The organism is Amphritea atlantica (genome assembly GCA_024397875.1).
Classification (GTDB): domain Bacteria; phylum Pseudomonadota; class Gammaproteobacteria; order Pseudomonadales; family Balneatricaceae; genus Amphritea; species Amphritea atlantica_B.
On sequence record CP073344.1, the window covers coordinates 52,108 to 75,012 of the forward strand.

A 22,905-nucleotide genomic window follows, 5' to 3' on the forward strand; every position below is an offset into this window, starting at 1 on the left:
CTGGTTTATGAAATCAGCTATAACCCTAATGCTCAATGCGGGTTTCCGGGCACCCCCGGCTTCCCGGGTGAAAGTGCTGGCCGCTGATTGCTTTCGCTAAAGCGAAGATACCCAGCAGAACAAAACCGGTGTGCATCACAATCAGATAGAGCAGCATCATAGCGATTCCCGCCGCACTGCCTGCCAGTAAAATCCAGAGCGTTACTCCCCCACCCATCACAATCAGGCAAAACCACCCGGTTATCAGGCAGGCTTGCTGCAGATGGCAGCGACCCAGAGCGTTGCTGCTGTGCCGGTATTTCCAGCGCAGATAACAGAGTATCAGTAACGCAATGCCGGGCAACGCCAGTAAGTTGATCAGATAAAGTGACTCAGCGGCGATAGCCAGTTGGTTTCTGTCTGATGGCGATCCGGGGTGGCGCATAGCGGTCTTCAACCTGTTGAAAATCTATTCATATGCTCATTAATAGCTCAGATCTTTCTAAAAACCTATAAAAACGCTCGGGTATTTTCTGGAAATTGACGGTGGTCAAGGTCGCGTTTAGGTAAGTGGCGACAATTGTGGCACGTAGTGAATTGCTATAAGACAACCGTTTCTGGTTGTCGGCCACAGTTTAAGGGTTGGAGATACCTTATGAACGAAACGTTTACCAAATCGATGGCCAGGAATATCTTCTTCGGAGGAAGCTTGTTCTTCTTTCTGTTGCTGATAGGACTGACCACACACTCCGTGCGGGGCTTACCTGAACAGGATAACCGCCAGAACCTGACTGAAGAGGTTGCTCTCGGTAAGAAGGTCTGGGAAGACAATAATTGCATTGGCTGCCACACGTTACTGGGCGAAGGGGCATATTTCGCGCCGGAACTGGGTAATGTTTATGAGCGCTTCGGCCACAGTAAAGAGGCGATTAAAGGGTTTATCCAGAGCCGTCCGGTGAATGGTATTCCAGGGCGCCGCAGTATGCCTCAGTTTAACCTGACTGATCAGGAACTGGATGCGATAGCAGCGTTCCTGAAATACTCCTCAGAAATCAAAGCCAATAACTGGCCACCGAATATTCAGGGCTAAGGGGCGTTTATGAAATATACATCTCAAGCGGTTGCGAAACCGTATTTTATTGCGGCAATTGCCCTGTTTGTCGGACAGATCCTGTTCGGCCTGATCATGGGTCTGCAATATGTTATGGGTGATTTCCTGTTTCCGGAAATACCTTTCAACGTTGCCCGTATGGTGCACACAAATCTGCTGATTGTGTGGTTGCTGTTTGGCTTTATGGGGTCGACTTACTATCTGGTGCCCGAGGAATCTCAAACCGAGTTGTACTCACCAAAACTGGCGTTGCTGCTGTTCTGGGTATTTCTGGTTGCTGGCGCACTGACGATTGTCGGTTATCTGGCGGTGCCTTATGCAACGCTGGCCAAAATTACCGGTAATGACCTGTTGCCGACGATGGGGCGGGAATTCCTTGAACAGCCGACAATCACTAAGATTGGTATTGTGATTGTGGCGCTGGGCTTCCTGTTTAATGTTGGCATGACCATTTTGCGGGGCCGCAAGACTGTTATATCCATGGTTCTGATGCTGGGACTACTAGGATTGGCGGTGTTCTTCCTGTTCTCCTTCTACAACCCCGATAACCTGGTGCTGGACAAGATGTTCTGGTGGTGGGTGGTACATCTGTGGGTCGAGGGTGTCTGGGAACTGATTCTGGGTGCGATCCTGGCATTTACCCTGATCAAAATTACCGGTGTCGATCGGGAGGTTATTGAAAAGTGGCTGTATATGATCATTGCGATGGCGCTGATTACCGGCCTGCTGGGCACCGGTCACCACTATTACTACATCGGTACTCCGGATTACTGGCTGTGGATCGGCTCGGTGTTCTCTGCGATGGAGCCGGTGCCGTTCTTTATGATGACGCTGTTTGCCTTCAATATGGTAAACAAACGCCGCCGTCAGCATCCGAACCGTGCCGCGACGCTGTGGGCGCTGGGCACCGGAGTGATGGCCTTCCTGGGGGCCGGGGTCTGGGGCTTCCTGCATACGCTGGCTCCGGTGAATTATTACACTCACGGTTCGCAGATCACTGCAGCCCACGGTCACATGGCTTTTTACGGCGCCTACGTGATGATCGTCCTGACGATGATCTCCTATGCGATGCCGATGCTGAATGGCCGGGATGCGGCGAACAGCAATAAATCACAGGTCGCTGAGATGTGGGCCTTCTGGCTAATGACCGTGTCTATGGTGTTTATTACCCTGTTCCTGACCGGTGCCGGAATTCTGCAGGTCTATCTGCAGCGCTACAGCGAAAATCCCCTGCCATTCATGATGGTTCAGGATCAGATTTCACTGTTCTACTGGCTGCGTGAAGTCGCGGGTGTGATCTTCCTGATCGGATTGGTGGTGTATATCACCAGCTTCTTTATCAAGGGAGAAGAAGCGCGTCTGGTCAAAGCTGAAAATGTGATTTCCGACTAACGGGAAATGCACTCCTCCCCAGCGGGGGAGTGCTTCTGGATATTCTGATGTACCAGCCTCAGCAGTTCTACCGAAACCTTAGCCGCAGTGTCTTCTTCATTCTGTTTCTGTTGGCACCCGTAACCGATCTGTTCCGCTATGACCTGACTCAGGGGCATTTTATTCTGTTTGGGCAGTCGCTGGGACTGGGTATCGATCAGGCGGTTGCCGGGGCGGGTGGTTCCGATGCTGCAGTACAGATTCTGTTGCGGATACTGCTGCCCATTGTGGTGCTGGTGGTTGCCGGAATCTGGATCGCCGCCAGATATGGCCGGCTTTATTGTGGCTGGTTGTGTCCCCATTTTTCAGTCGTGGAGCTGATTAACGGGCAGATGCAGAGGCTGATCGGTCGGCCCACTATCTGGGAAAAAGGCAGTAAACCTCACAGCCTGAGCGCCTGGCTGATGCTGATTGTCAGTAGTACGGCGATCGCTTTGATATGGGCTGTCGGATTGCTGGGTTATCTGGTACCACCGCTGGAGCTGTACCGTGATCTGTGGCAACTGCTATTAAGTGGGGGGCGGGCGTGGTTTCTCGGCGTCGCCACGCTGGCGTTTCTCAGCGACTTTCTGTTTGCCCGGCATCTGTTCTGTAAATATGGTTGTGCGCTGGGGGTATTGCAAAGCCTGTTGTGGATGATGAATCCCAAAGCACTGATGGTCAGTTTTGACAGCAGCAGAGCTGCGTTGTGCAAGGACTGTAATAATGCCTGTGATACTGCGTGTCCCATGCGCTTACCCGCGCGCAGTATCAAGCGCCGCAAATTTACCTGTACCCAGTGTAGTGAATGTATACATGCCTGCAACGAGGTACAGAAAGATAACCCGGATGGCGGCCTGCTGCACTGGACCGCAGGTGATCAGCGGCGCTCGGCGGATAGTGATCGGATGATTCCGGTATTGGAACTTGATAGTGCTAAGGATAGTGCTAAGGAGAGTGAAAGATGAACGCTGTTGGATACCCGCAACCGGTTACCGCAGTGAAAACTCTCCCGGGAGACTTTGCTGTCTGGTTGTTTATCTTTGCCGAACTGAGTGTATTTGCGCTGTTGTTTCTGTTGTTTGCGATTACCCGGGTACGTTATCCGGAGATATTTGCTCAGGGACAGGCCTCTGTCAGCACCAGTGCCGGACTGATAAATACTCTGGCGCTACTGACCAGCAGTTATTTCGTGGTTATCGCGCAGCGGGCATTGTTAAACAATCAGCGAATGGTCAGCGTGATCAATCTGTTGCTGGCGCTGGCCTGCGCCGGGCTCTATCTGGGGGTAAAGAGCGTTGAATATCAGCACCTGGCGGAACTTGGGTTTGGCTTGGGGAGTAATGATTTTTATTTCTTCTACTTCGGCCTGACCGGCTTTCATATGCTGCACGTGATTCTGGGCATGCTGGTGCTGCTGTTCCTCAGCTACAAGGTGTACCGGGGCAGTTATCACCGTGAACGGATGAATGAGTTTGAGAGCGGCGCCTGTTACTGGCATATGGTGGACCTGTTATGGCTGATGCTGTTTCCACTGGTGTATGTACTACAAGGCTGATGAGGCGTGGGAGGGTAAGATTGATGACGGGTAAATACACACTGACCGGGCTGTGGTTGCTGCTGTTACTGCTGACCATTGCTATGGCGCTGCTGACAGAGTCTTACCGGATAACCTTTGGACTGGTGGCTATAGTGCTGCTGGGTAGCGTGATTAAAGCCAGTCTGCTGGTGGAGTATTTCATGGGGCTGAAACAGGCTCCGCTGATGTGGCGTGGGTTAATGCTGGCCTATATTCCGGTGCTGGCAGTTTGTATCAGTCTGACCTATGCCTTTTGAAGCCGTAAAGTGAATGTTTTCGGAGATGCGTTATGAGCACTGTTTCTCAACTGAATACGGCAGAGACGCTGCCGTTTTATGAACCGCAGGGGCATGAGATTGAACTCTTTATGCATGCCTATGAGCACCGGCTGCCCGTACTCATAAAGGGGCCGACCGGTTGCGGCAAGACCCGTTTCATCAGTTATATGGCCGAAAGGCTGGGGTTGCCGCTGTATACCGTGGCCTGTCACGATGATCTGAGTGCGTCGGATCTGGTCGGGCGTCACCTGATCGGCGATGGCGAAACCGTCTGGAGCGATGGGCCGCTGACCCGGGCCGTGCGTACCGGCGGTATCTGCTATCTGGATGAAGTGGTGGAAGCGCGTAAAGACACCACCGTGGTGATTCACCCGCTCACCGATGACCGGCGGATTCTGCCGATCGATCGCACCGGTGAAACCTTGCAGGCGCCGGATAATTTCATGCTGGTGGTGTCCTATAACCCAGGCTATCAGAATCTGCTGAAGGGGATGAAGCCCAGCACCCGGCAGCGCTTTGTCTCGATGAGCTTTGATTATTTGCCAGCCGCAGCCGAAGTTGAGGTGTTGCTGAATGAGACCGCGGTGGATAAAGCGATAGCCGAGCAGTTGGTGATTCTGGCTAACGGTTTACGGCAGCTGAAAGATCAGGATCTGGAAGAGGGGGCCAGTACCCGCCTGCTGGTGTATACCGCAACCCTGATCAGTACCGGGTTTGATCCGGTGAAGGCCTGCCGGGCGGGCATGATTGAGCCGTTGAGTGATGATCAGGACACCATTGCCGGGTTGATGGAGTTGGTGCAGGCGGCTTTTGGTCGCACTGATTAAACCATCATTATCTGATTGCACAGGAGAATACAGCGATGGAAGAGCGGGTCGGTCAGCTATGGGATCGCTTTATCACCCGGATGGCCCATCAGGGGCATCCGCAGGCGGCAGTGAAGCTGGATCAGGTCAGTGGCCCGCTGGGCGTATTTTATCGGGCTCTGGGGGGCAATAGCGCGTTGCGTATCAGTGCCACCACCGCGACCCTGCATCAGGCGCGGCGTAGCTGGTTACACCGGGTGGCAGGTACCGGACGTAAAGCCGAACTGGCCTGGCAGGATGAAAGCTGTCTTTATCTGCCCGCCTGCCTGGATCTGTTTGCCGAGCCGCAACTGAACCGGGATCTGTATTTCTGGCTGGCGGCACTGGCCGGCACCCCGATCGCAGCAGAGACTCTCCCTGATACCAGCTGGATTGTTGAAAGCCAGCAACGCACCTGTCAGGCCCTGCAGCGGTATCAGGGGTTGCGGCAACGCTATCAGCGGCTGGTAAAGGCATATATCGCATTACGGCCTGCACCCGCCAGCCTGAAGTATGATGCGGCCGCGCAGGAGAGAGCGATTCAACAGGCTTTGAAGGTTCCCGGTTCGGTGACTGAGTTGCCCGATGGTAAGTATGCCCCGGCACCGGTAGCGCTGTGGTTGCATCCGGATGCGCCTCGTTGTGGCGGGCAGGCGGCTGATGGCGAGATCAGCGATCGTCAGGCTTCGCAGGGGGAAACCCGACAGGCAGAGCAGCGGCGGCGGCAGGCCGAACGGGTGGATAAACCGGATGAGCAGGGGGCCACTCTGGGGGTGCGTCATGAGGCGGATCTGTTTTCCTTTGCCGAGTTTATCAAGATGGATCGCAGCACGGATGAGGAAGATAACCCTGATCAGGCCGAAAGTATTGCTAACGATATCGATAAAATGTCGGTCACACAGGACAATTCCACAGTGGCCAGCCGGATAAAGTTCGATCTGGATCTGCCCTCCGCACAGGAGGACGATATTCCGCTCAGCGAGGGCATTCTTTATCCGGAATGGGATTATAAAAAAAGCCGCCTGCTCAGCGACTATTGTCGCATCATTCCGATGCGCAGCCGGCATGCGGTTGACGCTGAACTGCCGCAGCATTTGCAGAAGCCGGCGCGCCGGCTGCGGCGCCAGTTTGAAAGCCTGTCGCTCAGCCCGCAGTGGATTCGGGGGCAGTATGAGGGGGATAAGCTGAATCTGGATGCGTATCTTGATTACCGTGGCTCGGTTGCCAATAATCCCTCCGGATACACCGGTGATCCCCGCTTGTATTGTCAGAAGCGCCCGCTGGTAAGGGATATCGCCAGTCTGCTGTTAGCAGACCTGTCGCTCTCGACCGATGCCTGGGTGAATAATGAACAACAGGTGATCGATGTGATCCGGGATTCAGTACATCTGTTTGCTGAAAGCCTGCACGCCAGTGGCGATCAGTTTGCTATTCATGGATTTTCATCCCGCCGGCGTCAGCATGTACGCTTTAACTGCATCAAAGATTTTAATGAAACCTACGATGCCGGTATCAGAGGGCGTATTGCCGATATGAGCCCTGGTTTCTATACCCGGATGGGGGCGGCCATTCGTCATGCAACCGAGTTGCTGAGTCACCAGAGTGCAGAGAAAAAGCTGTTGTTACTTCTGACCGATGGTAAGCCTAATGATCTGGATCGCTATGAAGGACGACATGGTGTCGAGGACACCCGTAAAGCGATTCAACAGGCCCGCAGTCAGGGCTTGATTCCGTTCTGTATCACCATTGATGCCGATGCCAGTCAGTATCTGCCCTATCTGTTTGGCGTGCAGGGCTATACGGTTATTCGCCAGGCGGAACAGTTACCGAAACGCTTGCCGCAACTTTATATGACCCTGACAGGAAAATTGTATGCCGGGTAAAAAAGTGAATATAGACACTGGTGGTTCGCAAAACTCCGGTTATGATAGTGCGATTGATCCTCTACTAACGGATAACACTACGATGTCAGAATCCAGATTACAGGCGGTTATCGGTGAGCACTTCCTGTTTTCATCGTTGTCGCAACAGGCCCAGGAAACACTGTTGCAGCACTGTCGCACTCTTAAATTGAAAAATGATGAAACCCTGTTTAGTCAGGGAGGCGAAGCACATAGTTTCTATCTGGTGCTCAGCGGTACGATGAAACTATTTCGGGTGTCCCCTGACGGTCAGACCAAAGTGATCGAAGTGATCCGTGCCGGCGAGGCCTTTGCCGAGGCCCTGATGTTTATGGATCAGATACGTTATCCGGTCAATGCAGCGGCCATGGGTAGTACCGAAGTGATGGTGATTCCTAATAAACTTTACAAAGATATGCTGCTAGCAGCGCCCGAGAGCGCGATGAAACTGATGGGTACCATGGCGGTTAAGCTGCACCGGCGGATTAAAGAGATCGAAACCCTGACCCTGCAAAACACCCGTCACCGGCTGGGGAATTACCTGTTCGGGCTGGCGCCGGATCCGGCGGCAAAGCAGTGTGTCTTCCTGTTACCGATGGCCAAGCAGCTGATCGCATCGCAGTTAGGCATGCAGCCAGAAACTTTCTCCCGACTGATTAAAGAGATGAAAGTTCAGGGGCTTATCGAAGTTAACGGGGCTGAGATCCAGGTGCATGATCTGCAGGGATTGCGGGCGTTTGGTCACTGATTATCCCGGTTGGCTGAGCTGCTCCCAAAAAAAAGAGATAAAAAAAGGGCAAACCCCGCAAGGTTTGCCCTTTTTTAAATGGAGCTATCGATCAGATAGCTACAATGTTCTCAGCCTGAGGACCCTTAGGACCACTGGTAACGGTAAACTGTACTTGCTGGCCTTCTGCCAGAGTTTTGAAACCATCGCTGACGATTGCGCTGAAGTGAGCGAAAACATCGGGACCGGATAGTTGCTCGATGAAACCAAAACCTTTAGTTTCGTTGAACCATTTAACCGTGCCAGTCGTTGTATTAGACATAATAATATCCTGAAATATAAATAAAGTAGTGCCTTCAAAAGGCTTGAATTGCATCAAAATGTAGACTGAGACTTAGAAACTGCAGGACGTGGTGTTACGAATAAAACAACGAAATGTAGGATGTAAATATGAGACTTCTTTCTAGCTGCTGATCACTGTATAGAGTTACTCAGTGCCTGTCTATAAGTTTCTGATATTAAATATTTATTGTAGCGGACAATATAACGGACAATGGGAAGTGCAGTTCAGTATGATTGCTCAGATACGTTGTTTTACTTTGATGGCCAGTGCTCCTATACCGAGAAAAGCGAGCCCGAGGAGAACCAGCGTGACTGGCCAGCCCAGCGAGTTAGCAAAATACTTCTCAGAGAAATAGACCATGAAGCCCAGCATCGCGATGACTGTGGTTAACAACAGAGCCCGGCTTTGCAGCACTACACAGGCATAAAGCCCCGATGCGGCTACCGCCAGATAGAGGAGTTCTATTGAGGTGTTCTGCACCAGGTCGAACAAACCACTATAGGCCATGATCGAGCCGAGGAAATAACCCAGTGCTACCAGCCGTGGATAACGTGCCGATTTGTGCATTCCGTAAGCGGTAAAGACGATGCATACGCCCGTAATCAGGCTGGCCCAATTGGTCGATGTGAACAGATCAATGCGATCAAATAAACCGCTGTTGAGCCAGCAGGTGCCAATCAGCAGAGCCGGTTCAGCAAGCAGTTTGTAAGGGGTTTTTTCCAGAGCGGTTCCCACCAGAAAAACGGAGGCTCCCAACGCAATGGAAATATAGGCGATGGGGACACCGAGCATATCGAGCCCCACTTCTAAAAAGCCATAGCTGAAAAACAGGCTGGTAAACAGCAGAGCCGTGCGTCGATATTTAAAGAACAACGCTCCCTGATGCAGGGCCATCACCGCAAACACGCACAGTGTGGCAGCCCGCCAGTTGTCGCCCCGGGGATAGAGTTCGTGAATCAGAACAAACCAGCCGCTGGTCAGCATGCATACTGAGGTAATGGTCAGTGGCAGAATGAGTCTGGGATATCTTCTCTCATGCAGCGCTGCGACAAGGACAATAAGCAGGATATAACCCACTCCCAGAGTCATCAGAACCCGCATTACACTGCCCATGCTATCCCAGAACATACTGATATAGGTGCTGATCCCTGCGAGAATAAAAATCCCGCCAAGGTAGGCAAACAGCGTTCTGGCAATATCGCCTTTGCTGCGATTGTCAGCATCGCTTCTGGCAGAGGTCTGTTGATGAAAGGCGGTATCGATATCGTCGGGGGTAATATCATATCTGTTCATCAGCTGCGTTATATGGTTTAACGCACCGGCTTTATCCGTGACGCTGGCGATTCCAAGTAAGCCTGCCAGCAGCGGCCATCCCCAGATTCCCCCGCCAATCAGCACGATGATGACGATAAATACCAATAGTGCCGTCATGAAGGTATGACCCAGCCTATGAAGTGGGTGTTACCCCGGTAGTAGCGGCCAGCCATATCTGGCAGGCGGATAGTCCGTCCATTTTTGCTCAGCACCGCTGCGTTGCGATAACGTGAGGAGTAAAACAGGCCACCAAAAACATTACGGGACGTGCTATTGCCGATGCTGAATTCGTATCCATCCGGAGCAATGCTGGATGAATCAACCGTTACACCGTCCAGATCAGGCAGATTGATAATGCTGGCTTCGGGTCTCTCGTCCGTCGCGGCAGGTTGGTTTTCGTTAGCCCTGTTTTGCCCGGAAACAACCGGTCTTGGCGGCAGAATAAAAGCGATCTCCTGCACCGCACCGGTTTGAGCATTGTAGCGCCAGATCCGGGGCTTCTGGTTGTTGGGCATATTGCCCTGATCAATGACCTGAACCGAGCGGTTGATAACCGAAATCTGGACCCCGTTCTGGTAGTTATAGTATTCAGTGGCGAACAGCAGATCATACTGTGGCGGGGCGACCAGAAGCGCGGGTATTCCGGATATCAGTAAGAACAGTGTCACCAGCAGCAATGGCAAGCCCAGACCAAAAGCGATCGTGGGGTTCTCTCGGAGAAAGCTCTTCATAACCGGCGTCCTGCTACAGGGTGATGGAAATCATACCGTGGTGGTTAATTTATATCAGTACAGTATATCAGCACATTTGGATGAGGCTTATAAAGGTCAGATTGTTAATCATGCTGATGTTTCCGGGTTGACCCTTTTTGCACGTTTGCTTTAAAGCACAAAGGGCAGATCGGCCACACCAAAATCGATATCCAGCTGGCTCAGGGCCGCGGTGAGTTGTCCCCGGTGATGAGTGCTGTGGTTGAACATATGGGTTGCCAGCAACCATGCAGGTTTGGTCCGCGAGCTTCCATCCACTTTACTGACATAGGAAAAATCGCTTTCCAGCCAGCTTTGCTCCAGATGATCCGCCCACTCGATGATTTTCTGGTCCCACTCTTTTCTGGCCTCAGCGAGTTCAGAGAAATCCGGGTAAAGAATGGCGCCAAATTCAGGCACTTCACTATCCTTCCCCATAAAGCGGGATAACCAGGCAATATCGCCAAACATAAGATGATCCAGAGTGCCATGGATCGATTTGAAGAACAGTTTCATATCCGCCCGGCGTTGTTGATCCGCAATCGTGGCGCAGGCGTTGTAGAGCTGGTCATTCATGTTGGCGTTGTAGCGGGCCATGGTTTGACAATAGGCGGGGGTAATCATGGGGATTCCTTGTCGGTTGCGGCTGCTGGAGCACAGATAAAGTCTCTCATCCAATCTGACGGATAGTGCATCAGATCAGGGTGAAATTCCAGTGGCAGATCGTGAGGGGATTAGGGGAAGAAGCGCACTCTATCTTTGATAGGTAAAGCCTGACCGGCTGTACTGAAGCGTTCTTCGGTCAGGCTTTTTTCAGATTAAACAGGACGGTTTTTTTAATAGCTATGGCTGAAAGGGGCAGGGCGCCTGCAAGCAATAGCGGGTATAGATAACTGTAGTTGGACAGCGCATCCGGTACCAGCGCGCCAGGGCCGGTCAGCAGCAGGGCGATAGACATATGGACGGCCGCTAACAGGGTGATACTCCGCAGCTGTTTCTGGCGGGTCATGAGGACGGCTGCGAGCATGACCGCGCTGACGGCCACTGCAACCACCTGAGTATAGGTTTCGCCATGTTCCATGCGTCGTAATAGCTCAAACAGGGCAAACAGACCGATCAGCCAGCGTCCCCAGGCGGGACGTTCCCAGTGGCTATTACGGACACTGACCAGCATAGCGGTTGCCAGCAATGGGATAGCGGCATAATAGGCCAGATTGGTCGACATCCGCTGCAGGGTTTCAATATCGCTGCCGGTCTGGTTGAGCAGCAGCTCAGCTAATGCGGAAAAGGCGATAAAGAGGGCGCTTAAAGCGCCCGCCTGCAGGGTTGTTCTGGGCGCATCAGCCAATTCTGTCGTCAGTTTTACTGCACCTGTCTGCAGCAGATAGGCTGCGAACAAGGCACCGATCAGCAGTGCGCCTAAAGCCAGACTCAACAATCGTGTTACTCCGCTGCCAGCTTGGCAAATACCCGACCAGCCGCTTCGATGGTGGCGTTGATATCCGCTTCGGTGTGCGCCTGAGACATAAAGCCCGCTTCAAACGCAGACGGCGCCAGATAGACACCCTCTTCAAGCATACCGTGGAAGAAACGGCCAAACTTATCGGCATCGCACTTCATCACTTCAGCGAAGCAGGTGACCTGCTCCTGATCGGTGAAAAACAGGCCGAACATACCGCCGACCTGGGTGGTGGTGAATGGCACGCCGTGACGCAGTGCCATCGCTTCGAAGCCCTGCGTCAGTAGTTCGGTTTTAGCGCTGAGTTTCTCGTGAAAACCCTCTTCCTCCAGCGCGTTCAGCATCGCCAGACCGGCTGCCATCGCCAGAGGGTTGCCGGACAGTGTGCCCGCCTGGTAAACCGGGCCGAGTGGCGAGATATGTTCCATGATTTCGCGTTTGCCACCGAAGGCGCCCACCGGCAGTCCGCCACCGATGACTTTACCCATCGTGGTCAGATCAGGGATCACGCCGTAATAACCCTGTGCGCCGGTCAGCGAGACCCGGAAACCGGTCATCACTTCGTCCAGAATCAGCACTGTGCCGTACTGGTCACAGATCTCACGCAGGCCTTCGAGGAAGCCTGGAACAGGCGGAATGCAGTTCATGTTGCCGGCAACCGGTTCAACGATAATACAGGCGATCTCGTTGCCTGCTTCGGCAAATGCTTCACGAACATTGTCGATATCGTTGTAGGTCAGGGTAATCGTGTGCTCTGCCAAGCTTGCAGGTACACCAGGAGAGCTTGGCTCGCCCAGCGTCAGCATGCCGGAACCGGCTTTGACCAGCAGAGAGTCTGAGTGACCATGGTAGCAGCCCTCAAATTTTACGATCTTGTCGCGGCGGGTATAACCACGGGCCAGACGGATCGCGCTCATAGTGGCTTCGGTACCGGAGTTCACCATACGTACCAGGTCCATTCCCGGCATCATTTCGCAAACCTTATCGGCCATCTCGATCTCGATAGCCGTAGGGGCGCCAAAGCCAAGTCCGGAATCCATGACTTTACGGACCGCATCCATGACTGCCGGGTGGGAATGGCCCAGAATCATCGGGCCCCAGGAGCCAACATAGTCGATATATTTGTTATCGTCTTCATCGAACAGATAGGCCGCTTCACCGCGTTTAAAGAAGATCGGTGTACCACCCACACCTTTAAATGCGCGTACCGGTGAGTTAACACCACCAGGGATATGGGCCTGTGCGGCTTGGAATAAAGACTCTGAACGTGACATGTTGAACTCTCTTAAATTCGTGGCGTGAGCGGATCAGTTAAACAGGCTGTGAAACTGTCCGGCCCGGGCGCAAATATCTTCGCAGGCAAACAAACTGTGGATCACTGCAATCATATCCGCCCCGGCTGAAATTACCTGCCCTGCATTATCCATATTAATGCCGCCAATCGCTACCACCGGAACGGGTAGTGTTGATCTTGCTTCACTTAGCAGAGCAATGGGAGCCGGGGTTGCATTGGGTTTAGTGCTGGAGGGGAAAAACGCGCCGAAGGCGACGTAGTCTGCGTTTTGGTCGCAGGCGGTCTGAGCCAGTTCCAGCGAACTGTGGCAGGTGTTGCCGATAATAGCCTGTGGCCCCAGATATTCGCGGGCCTGACGGATATTGCCGTCGCTCTGACCCAGATGCACGCCATCTGCCTGGCAGGCTTTGGCCAGTTCAGTGTCGTCATTGATCAGCAGGGGGCGGTCAAACTGATGACACAGATCCAGCAGCGCCAGCGCCTGTTGCAACCGCCGGGTCTGATCGGTTGATTTATCCCGGTACTGGATGATCTGTGCTCCACCGCGCAGCGCCTGCTCGACCTGAAACAGCATGCTGTCTGTATCGGGCATGAGAGTGCTGTCGGTAATGGCGTACAGGCCTTGTAACTTGAAATCTTTCATCGGCTGTTCTGTTGCTCTGCTTGCGGGTTAATCTGTTTTCTGGGTATAGAACTGTTCAACCTGCTCCCGGGTCAGGGTGCCGGTGATCTCTTTGCTGTAGTTTTGTATCCACAGCGCATCCAGTTGTTCATTGTTCATCTGGTCCAGTGCTTCTTTCAGGGTCGCGTTGATACCCAGAGAGGCGATATCTTTACGGATGGCGGGCATTTCCATCAGGTCCAGCTCAAGCTGGGGATCAAAACCGTGGCGCTCGGCCTGCCGGTCAATAAAGTGCTGCAGGTCTGATGGCAGCAGAATATAGCGGGGAATCCCCTGCTTGTCCTCCAGAACCAGCCATTCCGGACGTTGTTCCAGTACTTTTATGGCGGACTCACAGCCGATAACCCGGTCGCAGCGGACAAAACTGGTATTCATGACACTGGCGACACCCAGTCGGGAAAGCGCCTGAGTCAGCGGCTCCTGACGGTAGTCCAGCCCCTGCGCCTTAAGCGAGCTGAGAAAGATTGACGGTTGATTGAAGAAAAAGCGAACGGTGGTGCTGGCGACCACAATGGCGAGCATACCGGGAAATATAATATTCGGATTTCCGGTCAGTTCCAGCAGTGCGATCAGGGCTGCCAGCGGGGCATTCAGTACTGCCCCCATCATCGCTCCCATGCCCAGCATGGCGTAGAACCCTACACCGGAATGACTCTCGCCTGTATAGGGGGCGATCAGCACGGCAAAGGTCGCTCCGGCTACGGCGCCGACGTAGAGTGACGGGCCAATCAGTCCGCCGGGAATGCCCAGCCCAAGCACAATCGGTGTCAGCAACCATTTGCTGATGAGTAATCCTGCCAGCAGTGTCAGGCCTGTATTGCCCTGCATCACCTCAGAAACCGTGTCGTAGCCCAGCCCCATCACCTGTGGATACCAGATCGCCACCAGTCCGGTCAGCAGACCTGCAACTAAAAGCCTTACGCCCATTGGCCAGCTGACGGATTTTTGTGTCTGGATCATGATACGGATAAATCCGGCTGCCAGCAGGGCGCAGAAAATCCCCAGCAGAATGACAAAGGGCACCTCCGATAGCGATTGAATCTGCAAGGCGGGGATAGTGAATGCTGACTCATCCCCATAGGTCACCCGTATCAGCAGGGCGGCGGTCACTGAGGCCACCAGCACCGGGGTAAATCCGATCACGGTATACTCCATCAGAATCACTTCCATGGAGAAAATCACGCCGGCCAGCGGGGTGTTGAATGCCGCTGAGATCGCCGCGGCAACGCCACAACCGACCAGCAGTCGCAGCGAGTTGTTGGGCAGTCTGAGTCCCTGGCCGATCAGGCTGCCGCAGGCCGCTCCCAGATGGATAGCCGGGCCTTCCCGGCCAACGGCGTGTCCGCTTAGCAGCGCGATGACGGCGCCAAAAAACTGTACCAGCATATTTTTGGCCGGCAGATGCCCCTGATGGTAACTGAGCCGTTCCAGTACATGTACGACACCGACTTTGCGGGTGGCGGGAAGTAACTTCCATAGCAGCAGAAAGGTGGCGATACTGCCGCCAACAGGCAGGGCAAAACGTAACCAGGTGGGTAAGCCTTCGAAGTTTTCGCTGTTATTCTCTGGTAGCCAGAATTCCAGTGGCAGATCGATTAACAGCCGGAATGCCAGAATCACCAGACCTGAAAACAGTCCGGATATAATCCCCAGTAGCACCAGCTGCGGCAGAGCATCTGCATGGGCCAGCCGGTTACGAAAATGGGAGAATGAGAGGGAGTCTTTGAACATCCGGAACGCGTCAGCCTGTTTTTAAAAGTGCTTTATAGAAAGATCTGCTAGATGGGCTTTTCGTCGCTTATTTTAATGGTACACAATAGTAATGCCCCCCAAGGGTTTGTATCATACGCAGACAGAATAGAAAACCGTTGAACGATTTGTGAGGTCAAAGTGATCAAAGTAGGTATCGTAGGTGGCACCGGATATACCGGCGTAGAGCTGCTAAGACTGTTGGCAAACCACCCTCAGGTTAAGGTTGAGGTGATTACCTCCCGCTCTGAGGAAGGCTTGCGAATTGACGATATGTACCCCAACCTGCGTGGTCACTACGATCTGCAGTTTACGGTACCGGATGTGGAGACCCTGGCGCAGTGTGATGCGGTATTCTTTGCGACCCCGCATGGCGTGGCCATGAAAATGGCGCCTGAACTGGTTGCCCGTGGCGTTCGGGTGATTGATCTGGGTGCGGATTTCCGTATTAAAGATCTGGAGCTCTGGTCTAAATGGTATGGCATGGAGCACACCAGTCCTGAGCTGGCGGCGAAAGCGGTTTACGGGCTGCCGGAAGTCAACCGGGATGCGATCAAAAATGCCGAGATGATTGCCTGTCCCGGGTGTTATCCCACAGCAACCCAGCTGGGCTTCCTGCCGCTGGTGGAAAATGGACTGATCGACCATCGTCGACTGATCGCGGATGTGAAATCGGGTGTCAGTGGTGCAGGTCGTGGTGCGAATGTGGGTTCTCTGCTGTGTGAAAGCAGTGAGAGTATGAAAGCGTATGCCGTGGCCGGTCACCGGCACCTGCCGGAGGTGAAGCAGGGATTGAGTGAGGCTGCCGGTCGACCTGTCGGCCTGACTTTCGTTCCGCATCTGACCCCGATGATCCGGGGGATCCATGCAACGCTTTATGGCATTCTGAAAGATCCGGTGGATGGCTTGCAGGAGCTGTTTGAGCAGCGCTATGCCGATGAGCCTTTTGTTGATGTAATGCCAGCGGGCAGCCTGCCAGAAACCCGCAGTGTCAAAGGGGCGAATATTTGTCGTATCAGTGTCTTCCGTCCGCAGAATGACGATACCGTGGTGGTTCTGTCGGTGATCGATAATCTGGTTAAAGGGGCTGCAGGCCAGGCAATTCAAAACCTTAATATTATGTTTGGTTTTGATGAAACCGAGGGATTGCGTCACGCAGGGATGATGCCATAACCAGGCATTATCTATACTTGACTAATTTACTTGGTTAATAAGATAATAGCGCCTGATAAAGGCAAAATCGATTTAAGTGGAGCAGATATGACAGAGATGACTGACCAGCAGCCGGACATGGTTTTTTCCGATTCCGCAGCGGCTAAGGTGAAAAGTCTGATCGAAGAGGAACAGAACGATAACCTCAAACTACGGGTGTATATTACCGGGGGCGGGTGTGCGGGTTTTTCTTACGGCTTCACGTTTGACGAGGCGACTGCTGATGATGATACCGAGATTCAGAACGCCGGTGTCTCCATGGTGATTGATTCGATGAGCTATCAGTATCTGGTGGGCTCGGTGGTGGATTACAAAGAGGGCCTGCAGGGGTCTCAGTTTGTTATTAACAACCCCAACGCTACCACGACCTGTGGGTGTGGCTCCTCTTTCTCGATCTGATTACTCGTTATTACAACCCGGCCAGAGCTCGCGCTCATCCGGTTGGTACAACATTTCAAAAGCCAGCATCTGCTGGCTTTTTGTTTTTAAGTCTTTCGCTGATTAACTCAGGACATGCGAAATATATATTTTTGCGGTCAGGCCAAACACTGTCAGACCGCTTAAAAGCCCCAGAAAAATAACCCGCCCTTCACGATTTGCCCCGGCTTTAAGCGATACCTGCCAAACGCTCCAGAGCTTGAAAATAATCATTCCGATAACCGCAATAAAGACACTAACTTCACTTGTAGACCAGATAACCATTGTCTGTTTCTCTTAATATTCATTTGACATGCATATTATATCTTAATAATATTCATTTCAAATGAATATTAAGGCGTCATTTCAGGAGTCCGATAATGAAAAGATCAGAGACGCTTCAGCCCTTGAGCCGGGAACATCACACTGCGCTGGTCTATGCCAAACGTTTGCTGAATCTGTATGAACAGGATTCTGAGGTAATGCTGAGTTATTGGGCCGGGGTCTGCGAGGGGGTGCAATCTGATCTCAATACGCATTTCAAAGAGGAGGAGGTGTTGATTCAGGGAATTAACGAGCCGTTGCTGGATCGCTTTAAGGATGAGCATCGGCAACTGCGTGTATTGATGCATGCTCAGGATGCCGAGGGACTAAAGGCGTTTGCGCACCTGCTAAAAGGTCACATCCGGTTTGAGGAACGGGAGCTGTTCCCGTGTTTAGAAACCTGCCATTACGACATTCTGCAACGAAACCTGTAGCACTGCAGTATCGCTTCAGTGCTTCATTAAACAAAAAATCAAAAATCAGTTATGTAAATTATTAAGGGTGGTTATGCACACAGAAACAATTGCCATTGTGAAAGCGACGGTGCCTGCAATTGAGGCATCAGGAGAGGCGATCACACAACATTTTTACGGTCTGTTATTCTCTGAAAATCCGGAGCTTCAGCATGTATTCAATATGGCGAGTCAGGCAAACGGTCGGCAGCAGTCAACCCTGGCTGCGGCTATTCTCGGATATGCCGCGAATATTGATAATCTCGGCGCTCTGGGTGGTGCGGTCGAGAAAATCGCGATGAAGCATTTCAGTCTTGATATCACTCCGCCACAGTATGAGATTGTCGGGCGTAACCTGCTTAAAGCGATCAGAGCTGTATTGGGTGAAGAGGTTGCAACAGACGCTGTTCTGCAAGCCTGGGCAGAAGCGTACCAACAGTTGGCGGATATCCTTATTGGCCGGGAGCAGCAGCTGTATGCGCAGGCGGAGGTCGAAGGGTGGTCTGGTTTTAAAGCCTTCAGGGTGAACCGCATAGTGGATGAGAGTGATGAAATTCGTTCCCTCTATCTGAGTCCTGTGGATGGCAAGCCATTACCTGAATACCGTCCGGGTCAGTTTATCAGTGTGAAGGTTGTTAATCCGGACTGGGAGCATGAAGAGATTCGCCAGTACAGTCTTTCAGATCGTCATACTGCAGCAGGGTATCGAATCTCAGTCAAGCGGGAACCTTCACCGGCTGCCGGTATACCTGAGGGGCGGGTCTCTCACTATCTGCATGCGCAGGTCAGGGTAGGGAGTCGGCTGGCGATACATATGCCGGGAGGCGATCTTGTCATGCAGCAGAATAACCGCCCCGTGGTATTGATTAGCGGAGGGGTGGGGATAACGCCGGTGCTGAGTATGCTCAATGAGATGCTGTTCAGTCAGGATTCCCGGAAAATAGTCTGGCTGCATGGCACCCGTAACCGCCATTCCCATGCGTTCGCCGGGCATATCCGCTGTCTGAAAAGGGATTATCCTGAACTGACCGCATCAACTTTCTATGATGACCTGTCCGGCGGTGCCCGCCAGGGGATTGATTATGACCACCAGGGCTATATCACGGCTGACTGGCTTGAACACTATTGCCCGGAAGATGCTGAGTATTATTTCTGCGGACCATTGCCGTTTATGAAGGCGATCTATCAACATTTGAAAGCTCGTGATATCGCCGATGAACGACTTCACTATGAAGTATTTGGTCCAGGGGAAAGTCTGGCTTGAGCAGAGTGAAACTGCTTTTTAAGAGTGCAGTGGTTGCCGGTATTATGTCGCTGTTCTTTTGTTTCAGTACCGACCAGTTGGGACAATGGGGCCGGCTATATCCTCCGGCTGCTGCGCTGGCGACCTGCTGCAATCTGCTGTTGCGGCGTTTATGATTGCTTCTGCTATTGTGTGACAATCAAACGGGGTATAGTTGTCTGTACCCCGTTTTTATTGGCTATCTAAATCGTTTCAGGAGTGACTATGAGGCTAAGCGCTTTCACCGATTTTGGTCTGCGTACCTTGATGTACCTTGCCAGTCTGGAAGAGGAGCGGCTCAGTAGTGTGGCTGAGGTCGCGGCTGTTTATCAGGTCTCTCAGAGTCATATGGTTAAAGTGATCGGGCAGTTGGCTAAGTTGGGGTATGTGCAGACGATACGTGGCAAAAATGGCGGAATCCGGCTGGCGGTCAGCCCTGAATCGATCAATGTTGGTGAGGTTATCGAGCAGTTAGAAAACCATCTCGACGGTGTCGATTGCACCACCACAGCCTGTCAGTTACTGCCCTGTTGTGAATTGAAAAAGGCCCTGACTGAAGGGATGCGGGCATTTATTGATACCATGCGAACATACACATTGGCAGATCTGATGGTGAATAAACGTCAGCTGATTCCGTTATTGGCGACGGGTTGATCTGACTTCCCTCTGCACTATTTCATTTCTGAAGCGCCCCTGCAGCGGGTACGCCGAAGCTTTCTGAAACGCTTTAAGTCTTTTTCATATTTCAACGTGCTCCGATTGCTCGGGTCTTTCCGGCAGGGACTACATCTCACGTTTTATGATTTCATGAACGTTTACTGAAATGATGCTTGATTCCTATAAAAATCATAAAACGCTAAGTAAGAATAGGAAGTACTTTGTGAAACAGGGTGCACTCAGGTCAGGCTATATACAGCTGCGTGTGTTGGATCTGGATGAAGCGATTATAAGCATTACACCGAAGAGATGACTGATAGCTAGGTAACGCAAAGGGTGTGGTGCTTATGTATCAGTATTTTCTTTATTCAGTCGCCCAGTGAATCGCGCCCAGCGGCCGGTAACCCGCCGCACCGGTAACGTCGGGAATGTTACCGCTCTGTCGGTTCAGGGTACGGTAGGCCAGCCAGGCAAACGCGGCGGCTTCAACCCAGTCAGGGTCAAGGTTCAGTTCGGCGGAGGTGTTCAGATAGTGGGGCTTCAGCAGTTCCGATAGACGGCTGCGTAACTGACTGTTATGGCTGCCTCCACCACAGAGAAATACCTGCAGGTCGCTCAACTGGTGGCTGTTGATTGCATCGGCAATCGTGATCGCTGTCAGCTCCAGTAGTGTTGCCTGAACATCTTCAGGCTGCGGTTTCACTGCAAGTGCCCCCACCATCTGCTCCAGCCAGGGCAGGTTAAACTGCTCCCTGCCGGTGCTTTTAGGCGGAGGCTCACAGAAGTAGGGCAGTGCCAGCATCTGTTTAAGAAGCTGGGGCTGCACCCGGCCCTGTGCCGCCCAGCGGCCATCCCTGTCATAGCTTTCCTGCCGGTGCTGCATTATCCAGTTGTCCATCAGAACATTACCGGGGCCGGTATCATAACCCAGCACCGGCTTTGTCTCTGAGGCTTGCAGAATGGTCAGGTTGGCCATACCGCCGATATTCACCACAACCCGGTTATGTTCAGGGTGGCGAAACAGCGCACTGTGAAAAGCAGGTACCAGCGGGGCTCCCTGGCCTCCGGCGGCCATATCCCGGCGCCGGAAATCACCGATGGTCGTGATTCCGGTGCGCTCGGCGATCAGATTCGGGTCGCCGATCTGCAGGGTGAAATTGGCCTCGGGACGGTGACGGATGGTCTGCCCGTGGCTGCCGATAGCCGCGATCTGCTGTCGGTCGAGATGGTGCTGTCTGATCAGGTTTTCGACGGCGATGGCAAACAGTTTCGCCAGTTCCAGATCCAGACGACCCAGCCGTTCAATCTCATTATCACCGGGATTGAACAGGGCGAGGGTGGCTGCATGGATAGCTGGGGGGATCGCCTCACTATGGCTGGCGATCAGCTCAAATTCCGGTTCAAACCGGACCGCGACAGCATCGATACTGTCAAGGCTGGTACCCGACATCAGGCCTATATAGATGGGTGCACAGGTTGAAGTGTTCATCGATGATTCTGCCTGCCGGTTACTGTGATTAATTAGCCGCTGAAGCCAGCTGAGTTGCTTTGAAGGACTCCAGTTGTGCCAGTGTCTTTTGGGCTTCGGCGAAGAACGTCTGCCGCTCTGCCTTGTCGATCGATGCGGCCTGCGGCAGTTTCACTGTCTGGGGGTTTTTGTGTACACCGTTGACGCGGAACTCGTAGTGCAGATGGGGACCCGAAGCCAGTCCGGTCTGACCAACATAACCGATCACATCCCCCTGGCCCACGCGGCTACCGGTTTTCTGACCTTTGCGGAAGGCATTCATATGACCATAGAGGGTGGTGATATTGCCGCCATGCTGGACGATTACGCAGTTGCCGTAGCCGCCTTTCTTGCCACGCCAGATGATCTTGCCGTCGCCAGCCGCTTTGATCGGTGTGCCGGTGCGGGCGGCATAGTCGGTGCCTTTGTGGGCGCGGGTAAGACCCAGTACAGGGTGTTTTCGGCGTGATTTGAAGCTGGAGCTGATGCGGGCGAAATCCACCGGGCTGCGCAGGAATGTTTTGCGCATGCTGTCACCTTCCGGCGTGTAATAGCTGCTGTTGCCATCGCTGTCGGTATAACGGATGGCAGTATAGGTTTCACCCTGGTTTACAAACTGGGCAGAGAGAATATTACCTTCGCCGATCTTCTTGCCATCAAGAAACTTCTCTTCGTAGACCAGATTAAAACTGTCACCCTGACGCAGATCGAGCACGAAATCGATATCCCAGCCAAAGATAGCGGCCAGCTCCATAATCATTTTGTCTGACATGCCCGCCGCTGAGGCATCCAGGAACAGGGAGTTTTCGATAGTGCCTTTGGCAAACCGGGCAGCGATTTCGGGTTGTTTAGTGATCTCTTTTACACTGTAGCCCTGATCTGTGGCGGTGAGCAGAGAGCTTTCCAACTGGTTGCGCACATGTTTCAGCTTGACCAGCTGCTTCTCTTCGAGAACAAAACTGAGGGTCTGACCAGGATAAATTCGTTTCAGGGCGTCAGTCCCTTTGACAGCAGAGCTGACCAGAAAGGCATCCCGGCCGGTAAGACCCGCGCGCTGAAAAACAGAGGTCAGGGTATCGCCACTGCGTACAGTAATATCCTGCCATACGTCAGGCTTCTGCTGGGTTGGCGGAATAGCCGCAGACTGAACCGATTGAGACACCATTGCGATCTGGGTGTTGCCGGAATCAGCTTTGCTGGCATCCCCGTTATCGCTCTGCAACCCAAACGGAGACAGTGGTTCCGGGTCGCTGATCTGAGGCTGAGTAAATTGTGTTGGCAGGCCTGAAGCCGGGGCGTCCGTGGAAGGCATCAGCATCGTTGTCAGGCCGATAATGACTACACAGATGATGACTGCCATCAGGTGTGTGATCGGGAGATGCTTTTTTAACCGCTCAACTAGAAACACGGTACTGTACCTCAGTATCTGAAAATTCGCTGAATTATACCGGATGCTGTCACATAATCGAAATATTCACTCTGTATCGGCGAAAATCGTTGCAAATCAAGCAAAACATCCGGTATCCGCAGACCCTGCTGTCTGTTTTTATACCAACGCTACAAGCGGGTCGGGCCGCTAAGTTCTATCAGAACATCTTTTCTCTGAAAAGTTCTGCGTCTCTGCGCGGTATGAC

General features: G+C 52.8%; 25 protein-coding genes. 14 read left to right on the forward strand and 11 right to left on the reverse strand.

Features of this window, described 5'->3' with window-relative positions; genetic code table 11:
• Positions 1-25 precede the first annotated feature (25 nt).
• Complete coding sequence (locus tag KDX31_00235) at positions 26-424, reverse strand: hypothetical protein (protein UTW03517.1); 399 nt, start codon at positions 422-424, stop codon at positions 26-28.
• Positions 425-634: 210 nt separating this feature from the next.
• Here KDX31_00235 and KDX31_00240 point away from each other — a divergent pair, with 210 nt between their 5' ends.
• Genes KDX31_00240 through KDX31_00275 form a run of 8 tightly spaced genes read left to right on the forward strand, consistent with a single transcriptional unit; the run spans position 635 to position 7,851 of the window.
• Positions 635-1,069 (forward strand): cytochrome c, encoded by a 435-nt coding sequence (locus tag KDX31_00240; protein ID UTW03518.1) that lies wholly within the window; start codon positions 635-637, stop codon positions 1,067-1,069.
• 9 nt (positions 1,070-1,078) lie between these two features.
• The gene (locus KDX31_00245; protein ID UTW03519.1) at positions 1,079-2,482 is read left to right on the forward strand and encodes a cbb3-type cytochrome c oxidase subunit I; all 1,404 of its coding nucleotides are present in this window, start codon (positions 1,079-1,081) and stop codon (positions 2,480-2,482) included.
• Positions 2,483-2,529: 47 nt separating this feature from the next.
• Entirely contained in the window at positions 2,530-3,468 is a 939-nt protein-coding gene (locus tag KDX31_00250) for a 4Fe-4S binding protein (GenBank protein ID UTW03520.1), read from the forward strand.
• Positions 3,465-4,058: a cytochrome c oxidase subunit 3 gene (locus tag KDX31_00255; protein ID UTW03521.1), complete on the forward strand. Its 594-nt coding sequence runs from the start codon at positions 3,465-3,467 to the stop codon at positions 4,056-4,058. Before KDX31_00250 ends, KDX31_00255 begins: the two co-directional genes overlap by 4 nt.
• A 23-nt stretch (positions 4,059-4,081) precedes the next feature.
• Positions 4,082-4,336 (forward strand): cytochrome C oxidase subunit IV family protein, encoded by a 255-nt coding sequence (locus KDX31_00260; GenBank protein ID UTW03522.1) that lies wholly within the window; start codon positions 4,082-4,084, stop codon positions 4,334-4,336.
• Positions 4,337-4,368: 32 nt separating this feature from the next.
• Positions 4,369-5,184 (forward strand): CbbQ/NirQ/NorQ/GpvN family protein, encoded by an 816-nt coding sequence (locus tag KDX31_00265; protein UTW03523.1) that lies wholly within the window; start codon positions 4,369-4,371, stop codon positions 5,182-5,184.
• A 35-nt stretch (positions 5,185-5,219) separates the two neighbouring features.
• Positions 5,220-7,085 (forward strand): VWA domain-containing protein, encoded by a 1,866-nt coding sequence (locus KDX31_00270; protein ID UTW03524.1) that lies wholly within the window; start codon positions 5,220-5,222, stop codon positions 7,083-7,085.
• Positions 7,075-7,851 (forward strand): Crp/Fnr family transcriptional regulator, encoded by a 777-nt coding sequence (locus tag KDX31_00275; GenBank protein ID UTW03525.1) that lies wholly within the window; start codon positions 7,075-7,077, stop codon positions 7,849-7,851. Before KDX31_00270 ends, KDX31_00275 begins: the two co-directional genes overlap by 11 nt.
• A gap of 91 nt (positions 7,852-7,942) precedes the next feature.
• Here KDX31_00275 and KDX31_00280 read toward each other — a convergent pair whose 3' ends face one another.
• The 8 genes from KDX31_00280 to KDX31_00315 form a co-directional block, all read right to left on the reverse strand.
• Positions 7,943-8,152 carry a cold-shock protein gene (locus KDX31_00280; protein ID UTW03526.1) on the reverse strand — a complete coding sequence of 70 codons (210 nt, stop codon included), beginning with the start codon at positions 8,150-8,152 and terminating at the stop codon, positions 7,943-7,945.
• Between the two features lie 258 nt (positions 8,153-8,410).
• A complete protein-coding gene (locus KDX31_00285) occupies positions 8,411-9,604 on the reverse strand; it encodes a DUF2157 domain-containing protein (GenBank protein ID UTW03527.1) in 1,194 nt (397 codons plus the stop codon).
• The gene (locus KDX31_00290) at positions 9,601-10,218 is read right to left on the reverse strand and encodes a hypothetical protein (protein UTW03528.1); all 618 of its coding nucleotides are present in this window, start codon (positions 10,216-10,218) and stop codon (positions 9,601-9,603) included. The genes KDX31_00285 and KDX31_00290 overlap by 4 nt, the downstream gene beginning before the upstream one ends.
• A 150-nt stretch (positions 10,219-10,368) precedes the next feature.
• A complete protein-coding gene (locus tag KDX31_00295; GenBank protein ID UTW03529.1) occupies positions 10,369-10,860 on the reverse strand; it encodes a DinB family protein in 492 nt (163 codons plus the stop codon).
• Positions 10,861-11,038: 178 nt separating this feature from the next.
• Complete coding sequence (locus KDX31_00300) at positions 11,039-11,671, reverse strand: hypothetical protein (GenBank protein UTW03530.1); 633 nt, start codon at positions 11,669-11,671, stop codon at positions 11,039-11,041.
• 8 nt (positions 11,672-11,679) lie between these two features.
• Positions 11,680-12,969, reverse strand: coding sequence for a glutamate-1-semialdehyde 2,1-aminomutase (gene hemL / locus KDX31_00305; protein UTW03531.1), 1,290 nt, complete (start codon positions 12,967-12,969; stop codon positions 11,680-11,682).
• 33 nt (positions 12,970-13,002) lie between these two features.
• Positions 13,003-13,632: a thiamine phosphate synthase gene (locus KDX31_00310; GenBank protein UTW03532.1), complete on the reverse strand. Its 630-nt coding sequence runs from the start codon at positions 13,630-13,632 to the stop codon at positions 13,003-13,005.
• Between the two features lie 27 nt (positions 13,633-13,659).
• Complete coding sequence (locus tag KDX31_00315; protein UTW03533.1) at positions 13,660-15,402, reverse strand: chloride channel protein; 1,743 nt, start codon at positions 15,400-15,402, stop codon at positions 13,660-13,662.
• A gap of 159 nt (positions 15,403-15,561) precedes the next feature.
• Between KDX31_00315 and KDX31_00320 the strand changes: the two genes are divergently transcribed.
• The 6 genes from KDX31_00320 to KDX31_00345 all read left to right on the forward strand — a co-directional run bounded on the left by KDX31_00320 (position 15,562) and on the right by KDX31_00345 (position 19,761).
• On the forward strand, positions 15,562-16,593 hold the full coding sequence (locus KDX31_00320; protein UTW03534.1) for an N-acetyl-gamma-glutamyl-phosphate reductase: 1,032 nt from the start codon (positions 15,562-15,564) through the stop codon (positions 16,591-16,593).
• Between the two features lie 87 nt (positions 16,594-16,680).
• Complete coding sequence (gene erpA, locus KDX31_00325; GenBank protein UTW03535.1) at positions 16,681-17,031, forward strand: iron-sulfur cluster insertion protein ErpA; 351 nt, start codon at positions 16,681-16,683, stop codon at positions 17,029-17,031.
• 398 nt (positions 17,032-17,429) lie between these two features.
• Positions 17,430-17,807 (forward strand): hemerythrin domain-containing protein, encoded by a 378-nt coding sequence (locus KDX31_00330; GenBank protein ID UTW03536.1) that lies wholly within the window; start codon positions 17,430-17,432, stop codon positions 17,805-17,807.
• A gap of 73 nt (positions 17,808-17,880) precedes the next feature.
• Positions 17,881-19,089 (forward strand): NO-inducible flavohemoprotein, encoded by a 1,209-nt coding sequence (gene hmpA, locus KDX31_00335; protein ID UTW03537.1) that lies wholly within the window; start codon positions 17,881-17,883, stop codon positions 19,087-19,089.
• Positions 19,086-19,244 (forward strand): hypothetical protein, encoded by a 159-nt coding sequence (locus KDX31_00340; GenBank protein ID UTW03538.1) that lies wholly within the window; start codon positions 19,086-19,088, stop codon positions 19,242-19,244. Before hmpA ends, KDX31_00340 begins: the two co-directional genes overlap by 4 nt.
• Before the next feature lie 88 nt (positions 19,245-19,332).
• The gene (locus KDX31_00345; GenBank protein ID UTW03539.1) at positions 19,333-19,761 is read left to right on the forward strand and encodes an Rrf2 family transcriptional regulator; all 429 of its coding nucleotides are present in this window, start codon (positions 19,333-19,335) and stop codon (positions 19,759-19,761) included.
• A gap of 367 nt (positions 19,762-20,128) precedes the next feature.
• Here KDX31_00345 and KDX31_00350 read toward each other — a convergent pair whose 3' ends face one another.
• Positions 20,129-21,253 carry an anhydro-N-acetylmuramic acid kinase gene (locus tag KDX31_00350; GenBank protein UTW03540.1) on the reverse strand — a complete coding sequence of 375 codons (1,125 nt, stop codon included), beginning with the start codon at positions 21,251-21,253 and terminating at the stop codon, positions 20,129-20,131.
• A 28-nt stretch (positions 21,254-21,281) separates the two neighbouring features.
• The gene (locus tag KDX31_00355; protein UTW03541.1) at positions 21,282-22,679 is read right to left on the reverse strand and encodes a peptidoglycan DD-metalloendopeptidase family protein; all 1,398 of its coding nucleotides are present in this window, start codon (positions 22,677-22,679) and stop codon (positions 21,282-21,284) included.
• Positions 22,680-22,905 lie beyond the last annotated feature (226 nt).

Coding starts and splice junctions, on each gene's coding strand:
- KDX31_00235 (UTW03517.1), bottom strand. CDS start 424: ATGCGCCACCCCGGATCGCCATCAGACAGAAACCAACTGGCTATCGCC.
- KDX31_00240 (UTW03518.1), top strand. CDS start 635: ATGAACGAAACGTTTACCAAATCGATGGCCAGGAATATCTTCTTCGGA.
- KDX31_00245 (UTW03519.1), top strand. CDS start 1,079: ATGAAATATACATCTCAAGCGGTTGCGAAACCGTATTTTATTGCGGCA.
- KDX31_00250 (UTW03520.1), top strand. CDS start 2,530: ATGTACCAGCCTCAGCAGTTCTACCGAAACCTTAGCCGCAGTGTCTTC.
- KDX31_00255 (UTW03521.1), top strand. CDS start 3,465: ATGAACGCTGTTGGATACCCGCAACCGGTTACCGCAGTGAAAACTCTC.
- KDX31_00260 (UTW03522.1), top strand. CDS start 4,082: ATGACGGGTAAATACACACTGACCGGGCTGTGGTTGCTGCTGTTACTG.
- KDX31_00265 (UTW03523.1), top strand. CDS start 4,369: ATGAGCACTGTTTCTCAACTGAATACGGCAGAGACGCTGCCGTTTTAT.
- KDX31_00270 (UTW03524.1), top strand. CDS start 5,220: ATGGAAGAGCGGGTCGGTCAGCTATGGGATCGCTTTATCACCCGGATG.
- KDX31_00275 (UTW03525.1), top strand. CDS start 7,075: ATGCCGGGTAAAAAAGTGAATATAGACACTGGTGGTTCGCAAAACTCC.
- KDX31_00280 (UTW03526.1), bottom strand. CDS start 8,152: ATGTCTAATACAACGACTGGCACGGTTAAATGGTTCAACGAAACTAAA.
- KDX31_00285 (UTW03527.1), bottom strand. CDS start 9,604: ATGACGGCACTATTGGTATTTATCGTCATCATCGTGCTGATTGGCGGG.
- KDX31_00290 (UTW03528.1), bottom strand. CDS start 10,218: ATGAAGAGCTTTCTCCGAGAGAACCCCACGATCGCTTTTGGTCTGGGC.
- KDX31_00295 (UTW03529.1), bottom strand. CDS start 10,860: ATGATTACCCCCGCCTATTGTCAAACCATGGCCCGCTACAACGCCAAC.
- hemL (UTW03531.1), bottom strand. CDS start 12,969: ATGTCACGTTCAGAGTCTTTATTCCAAGCCGCACAGGCCCATATCCCT.
- KDX31_00310 (UTW03532.1), bottom strand. CDS start 13,632: ATGAAAGATTTCAAGTTACAAGGCCTGTACGCCATTACCGACAGCACT.
- KDX31_00315 (UTW03533.1), bottom strand. CDS start 15,402: ATGTTCAAAGACTCCCTCTCATTCTCCCATTTTCGTAACCGGCTGGCC.
- erpA (UTW03535.1), top strand. CDS start 16,681: ATGACAGAGATGACTGACCAGCAGCCGGACATGGTTTTTTCCGATTCC.
- KDX31_00330 (UTW03536.1), top strand. CDS start 17,430: ATGAAAAGATCAGAGACGCTTCAGCCCTTGAGCCGGGAACATCACACT.
- hmpA (UTW03537.1), top strand. CDS start 17,881: ATGCACACAGAAACAATTGCCATTGTGAAAGCGACGGTGCCTGCAATT.
- KDX31_00345 (UTW03539.1), top strand. CDS start 19,333: ATGAGGCTAAGCGCTTTCACCGATTTTGGTCTGCGTACCTTGATGTAC.
- KDX31_00350 (UTW03540.1), bottom strand. CDS start 21,253: ATGAACACTTCAACCTGTGCACCCATCTATATAGGCCTGATGTCGGGT.